We start from the raw sequence: 2,664 nt of genomic DNA, 5'->3' as shown, positions 1-2,664 counted from the left end.
GATTTCTGTATTCAGGAATGGTAATGAAACATCAAATAAAAAACTCTCCCCCGAAAGCTGTCAGCTTTTGGGAGAGATCGTTGAGGAATTGTCTAAGTAAAGCCAAAGCCGCAAGGGATTTTAAGTCTCTTGCGGCTGTTTCTATTTACATTTTTATATTGAATACTTGCTCTTTTTAAGTTATAATAAAAAAAGCGTTATCGATATATCATACATTCTTTGTTTGGAATAAACACTCTGATAAAGCAGATATAACAATTAAAAGGAGAAACACAATGAAATTAAATGATCCAATTTATAATTTTATATTTTCACATAAGCTTCCTGTTGCACGTGGAGAAAAGCCAGTAGCTGAATACTTGTGCTCATATTACGATGAATTTTTTACTGATTTGACAATTGCTTTACAGCAAACTGCCAATCGTGAACTGCGTTCCGAGTGTTATGAACTACTAAAAAATAATCTGCATATAATCAAAAATCTATGTGATGATATAATCCTCACATTTCATTATTATGACAATGGAAAAATGTCAGAACTTCATGTTCATTTTTATAACATGATGCAAAAAGTTGAGAAATTTATTACAGCGAGAAATATCTGTGAGGAGCGGTTTGATTGGTATAAATCGTTATGGCGCATACGGCAGGGAAGTGAAAACTATGAACGAAAAGAATTATTTCATATACCAATGGACAAAAGACAAAATATAAAATCATATAGATACAGTATTCCGGGCTATCCCTGTTTATACCTTGCAAGCGATCTGGAGTTATGTTGGTATGAGTGCGGTATGCCCAAAGAGTTTAGCTATTCTTTTTTCTCCATAGATTTGAAAGAAAATGAGAGCTTACACTTTATTGATTTTTCAACTATTCCGGCAGAATTGATTTCATCGGTAAAACTTTGGTATCTGAATCATCCTAATAATTCTGATGATATTGATCGTTATATAATGAAATACTTAGTTTTATTTCCGCTTAGAGTCGCTTGTTCATTGATGGTAGAGAATCGCAATGTCAGTTTTGTTGAAGAATATATATTTCCGCAACTTCTTTTGTTATGGATAAGAGAAAATGAGAATTTTGACGGCATTATTTATAGGTCTTCTTCAATTATTAAAACTGCTCATAACCTAAATGCCGTTAATGTAGTGATGCCAGCCAAAGATCTTGAGAATAATTATTCTATGCGATTAAATAACGTGTTTAAAATGACTCAACCCGTAAAGCAGACTGTTCGCAAAATTACTCAGGAGAATGTTAAAAAAGAAGATTTTGAAAAAGTGAATGATTATATTACAGGCTTAATTCAAAATGATAACTTAAGTCATACCATCTCACCTTTTAATGAGATTAAAGCCTTATGTCAGGACTTCATCAATTTGTATAGTATTTTAGCATCAAATAATTATGTTAATCCCGAAGGTGTTTATCATTCAGTTGAGACATTGATTCTTATGACTGATTTCTTTAATGATAATCTAGATGCTGAAAAAGAGAAATTCATTAGTAAGCAGATAGATTTATATCCTGATTACAAAAAAGGAAAAATTAATGAGTCGTATGACAAAGCAATTGCTGCCTTTAGAGAAGATATTATGCCATTATTCTCCAAATTGAGAATTCGTATAAGAGCAGATGTTGATTATAACTCAGCCATGTCTCCGTTGTCATGAAAGCGGAATATGCGAGTAATTAATAAACGTTATAACTTAATCAGCCTCTGATACTCCTCAATCTCCAGCTCGCCATCGGCAGCTTTAGTTCGCAGCTCAATAGCATAGTCGCCCCAATCTGCGAACTGTGATTTGCTCATTTTCTTTTTCATATAGCGAGCATAGTGCTGCTTGTATGCACGGTTGTATATCTCCCAAACGGGATCACTCTTTATCTTCTCCTTGAAGTTATGACTCATTGCATTGTCACGACAAGTTTTCGGAGGATTGCTGCTGACCAGTCGCTTGCAGTAGTGTGAGAAGGTGGTATGCTTCATGATAAACCACCGACCGCAGTTGCGGCACTTGACAGGCATAAACTTCTCCTCAATGCACTTGAATAATTCAAAATACAGAAAGGCTCCCAGCGATGTGAAACGATAAGTCTCACAGAGTATGGGACCTTTTTTCGTCTCGATAACTGTGTGTCCCATGCACATACTTCCGCTTGAAATAACGCCTATATATTTTTGAAATGTGTCAATCACTTTTTGAGTTGTCGGATAACTGTTGTGGTCACAAAGCTCGTCTACAAACGGCATAAAGATTTTCTTGACACGGATAATGTCCTCGATAAAAGTTGAGAACTCGTTCGTCATCTGTTCGATACAACTTGTGAAGTCTGCGGCGTCTTTTCTGTTTTCATAGTTGCTGAAAACCTTCTTGCTGTCAAATTCGTAATCAGATAACGCTCTCAGCTCGTGCAGTTCTTCCGTGATATACATTTCCTCATAGGACACAGGAGTACTCTCTGCATTGACAAAGTGTTCGTTGTAGTCATCGACTTCAAACTCCGAGTCCTCATAGAAAGGCTCGTCAAAGATGTCGTTGTAGTATGCGAACAGATTTCTCAGCAGACCGTGTCTGAAATGCTTTGTGTCGTAGGGTGGAAGCGACTTCGCAATGTCCATGATGCTATCGTATGCGAATTCAATTTCCTGTGCGC

General features: G+C 36.1%; 2 protein-coding genes. One reads left to right on the top strand and one right to left on the bottom strand.

All coding sequences use genetic code 11. The features are described from left to right. Nucleotides 1-275 precede the first annotated feature (275 nt). The gene (locus tag K5677_RS07745; RefSeq protein ID WP_296726492.1) at nt 276-1,679 is read left to right on the top strand and encodes an RES domain-containing protein; all 1,404 of its coding nucleotides are present in this window, start codon (nt 276-278) and stop codon (nt 1,677-1,679) included. Between the two features lie 29 nt (nt 1,680-1,708). On the opposite strand, the gene K5677_RS07740 is transcribed toward K5677_RS07745, so the two are convergent. Then, on the bottom strand, nt 1,709-2,664 hold a 956-nt coding region (locus K5677_RS07740), incomplete at its 5' end, for a DUF6076 domain-containing protein (protein WP_296726490.1).

The organism is Ruminococcus sp. (assembly GCF_024684275.1).
This window is presented reverse-complemented; position numbering and strand designations above follow the sequence as displayed.